The 3,490-nt window shown below is 59.7% G+C and carries 3 protein-coding genes; 2 read left to right on the plus strand and 1 reads right to left on the minus strand.

Annotated features, from left to right (window positions below):
• Positions 1-663, plus strand: a 663-nt coding sequence (gene argC, locus AC1DT3_RS15325; RefSeq protein WP_477466106.1) for an N-acetyl-gamma-glutamyl-phosphate reductase, incomplete at its 5' end; no start/stop codon positions are given.
• 344 nt (positions 664-1,007) lie between these two features.
• Positions 1,008-2,327, plus strand: coding sequence for an OmpP1/FadL family transporter (locus AC1DT3_RS15330; protein ID WP_477466107.1), 1,320 nt, complete (start codon positions 1,008-1,010; stop codon positions 2,325-2,327).
• Positions 2,328-2,402: 75 nt separating this feature from the next.
• On the opposite strand, the gene AC1DT3_RS15335 is transcribed toward AC1DT3_RS15330, so the two are convergent.
• On the minus strand, positions 2,403-3,490 hold a 1,088-nt coding region (locus AC1DT3_RS15335), incomplete at its 5' end, for a PHA/PHB synthase family protein (RefSeq protein WP_477466108.1).

Below are 3,490 nucleotides of genomic sequence, written 5' to 3' on the forward strand. Positions count from 1 at the left end.
AGCCCCGGCTGGGTCTACGGCTTCGCCGAGCTCGCGCCGGGCCAGGAGCAGGCCATCAGGTCGGCCGACCGCGTCGCAAACCCGGGATGCTATCCAACGGGGGCGATCGCGCTTGTCCGGCCTCTCATCGACGCCGGCATTGTCCCCGCGGATTATCCGATCAGCGTGAATGCGGTCAGCGGTTATAGCGGCGGCGGACGCTCCATGATCGAGGCCTATGAGGCTGGCACGGCTCCCGCGTTCGAGCTGTACGGCCTCGGATTCGAGCACAAGCACGTACCTGAACTCCAACGCAACACGGGCCTGACCCGTCGTCCCATTTTCATTCCGTCGGTCGGAAATTTCCGCCAGGGCATGCTGGTCAGCATTCCTCTCCATCTGGACCTTCTCCCGGGAAAACCGACCGCGGCTGACCTCGAGGCGGCATTGCAGGCGCGCTACTCCCCCGATGGGCTGGTGACCGTCGTTCCTGCTCGAACAGGCGACAAGCCTCTCGAGAGGCTCGAGCCCGAGGCTCTGAATGACACTGACCGCATGGAGCTACGGGTTTTCAGCCAGGAGAAATATCGCCACGCCGTGCTCGTCGCGCGCCTCGATAATCTTGGCAAAGGTGCTTCCGGCGCTGCTGTTCAGAACATTCAACTGATGCTGGGACTGGTCTGATTCCGTTGAGGCAGCGGCACGTCGTATCGACTGTTGCCATTCTGTCACGCAGGCGAGGGAAGTGATCGTTCTGGCCAATTGTACGCTGGCGCACAAAACCCTTTGCCCGCGCTCGAAATACGTCAGTTCAGATATGAACTATTTTTGGGATCGGCGGATATACAATTGTAATCTGCCGAAGGGTAAGTATTGGGCTGCTTACGTTGCGTAATCGTTCAATCGAAGAGCGTTGCGGAAAAAGCCCTTTAGCCAATTGCGGCTAAAATAAAGCATTGGCAGAGTACGTGTAAGAGCGGGTTGTTCCGCACAATGAGAATCAATCCTAGAGGGGCAGGAAAAAAATCATGAAACGTATGACCCGTCCGTTGACTTTGGCTACCGTTTCTCTGGCGGCGCTCGTGTGTGCTCAGGGTGGGGCTTTGGCAGGCGCCTTCGGCCTTCGCGAACAGAGTGCCACCGGCCTCGGTGAAGCGTTCGCTGGCGTCGCGGCCGGTTCGGCCGGTGTCTCGTCGATGTACTGGAACCCGGCGACGATCACGATGAGCCAGGGCTGTCAGTTCGAAACCCACGCGAGCGGGATCATGCCGCGGTCGGACATTACACCAGTGGCGGCCGTGCCAAGCAGCTTCCTTGCTCTCGGAAAGTCGGGCGACATCGCCCTCGACGCGATTCTGCCTGCAAGTTACGCCAGCATCCAGATCAACGATCGCTTGTGGGTCGGTCTCTACACTGGCGCTCCGTTCGGTCTCGCGACGAAGCCGAACCCGATCTGGGCTGGTCAGCTCTATGCTCGCACGACGTCGGTCGTCTCGTTCGAGGCGATGCCGACCATCGGCTTCAAGGTCAACGATTGGCTGTCGGTGGGTGCCGGCGTCCGCGCGCAATACTTCCATGTCCGCTATTTCTCGGCGACAGGGCCGACGGCGGCCAACCCGTCTCCCTTCGCCCCGAGCGCCGGCCTTGACGGCGACAGCTGGGGCTTCGGCTACTCGCTCGGCGCGACGCTGACGCCGTTCGCAGGCACCTCGATCGGTATCGGCTTCCGGTCGGCGGTCGAGCAGGAGCTCGATGGGAAGTTCGAATATTTCGGCATTCCGATCAAGGCGAAGGTCATCCTTCCCGAGTCCATCTCTGTGGGTATCACGCAGCAGGTGACCGACAATCTGAGCCTGAGCGCAACGGCGGAATGGACAAACTGGAGCCGCCTCGGATTTCCGCGCGTCTTCAACGGGATCAACGGCGCGCTTTTGACCTCCGCGCCCTATCTTCCGCTCGCGTATGACGACGGCTGGTTCTTCTCAGTCGGTGGCGAGTACCGTTTCAACCCGGCCTTGGCTCTGCGCGCCGGCGTCGGTTACGAAATCTCGCCGATCGACGTCAACAACCGCAATCCGCGTCTGCCCGATTCCGACCGCATCTGGCTCTCGCTCGGTGGCACTTACAACTGGAGCGAAAAGCTCTCGTTCGATCTCGCTTACACCCACATATTCTCGGTCGGGAACACCGATATCAACCTCGCACCTGGCAATCCCGTCTTTGCGACCCGGGGCGTCGCTCTGCGCGCCGACGTCGATTCCAGCGTCGACATCATTTCCGCTTCCGTTAAGTACCGCTGGGATGACCCGACGAAGACCATTCCGGCTCCGATCATTCGCAAATACTGATCGGCAGGAGACTTACTGCTCGGCAGGAGACTTCCAGAGAATGGCCGGCAATGCCGGCCATTTTTGATTCAGCGCTCAGGATTTTTCGAGAACGTAGGTCCCCGGGGCGTCGCCGAATACGGCTTGGCCGTTGGCTCCGACCTCTCTTGCCGCGATTTCCTTCGGCGCCTGCGCTTTGATCCAGTCGAGCCAATACGGCCACCAGCTTCCAGCTGTTTCCGTGGCCGCAGCGATCCAGGTCTCGAGCGACCCCGTGGCTTCGCCGCCCTTCCAGTACTGGTACTTTGGCTTCGCAACCGGATTGACGACGCCCGCGATATGCCCTGATCCGGCAAGGACGAACTCGACGGGCCCACCGAAAGCTTGCGATCCCAGGAAGACAGATCGCGCCGGAGCGATGTGGTCTTCGCGTGTAGCGAGATTGAAAATGGGGGCTTTGATCTTGCGGAGCGAGAGCTTCACGCCGCCGATCTCCATCTCGCCTTTCGCCAGTTTGTTGTCGAGGTAGCAGTTGCGAAGATAAAATGCGTGATTGGCCGCCGGCATGCGTGTCGAGTCGGAGTTCCAGTACAGCAGGTCGAACGGGAAGGGCGCATTTCCCTTCAGATACACATTGACCACGTAGGGCCAGATCAGATCGTTCGGACGAAGCATGTTGAAGGCGTTGGCCATCCGGGCCCCTTCGAGGTAGCCGCGACCTCTCATGGATTCTTCAAGCGATTGGATTTGTTCTTCGTCCACGAAGATCTTCAAGTCTCCCGCATGGGTGAAGTCCACCTGCGCAGTAAAGAAAGTCGCACTGTCGATCCTCTTGTCACGCTTCGCCGCCATGTACGCCATGGTCGCGGCCAGCAGTGTCCCGCCGACGCAATACCCGATGGCGGTCACTTTCTTTTCGCCAGTTGCGGCCTCGATAGCGTCCAAGGCGGCGAAAATGCCGTCGCGCATGTAGTGCTCGAAACCTTTATCCGCATGACGTTCGTCAGGGTTCACCCATGAAATGCAAAAGACCGTCAATCCCTGCGCCACCGCCCACCGAATGAAGCTTTTGTCCGGATTGAGATCGAGGATGTAGAATTTGTTGATCCACGGAGGGACGATCAAGAGCGGTCGCTTCAGCACCGTTTCCGTGGTGGGCGCGTACTGAATGAGCTCCATCAGCT

This window comes from Microvirga sp. P4_G7 (genome assembly GCF_056401005.1).

Coding starts and splice junctions, on each gene's coding strand:
- AC1DT3_RS15330 (WP_477466107.1), top strand. CDS start 1,008: ATGAAACGTATGACCCGTCCGTTGACTTTGGCTACCGTTTCTCTGGCG.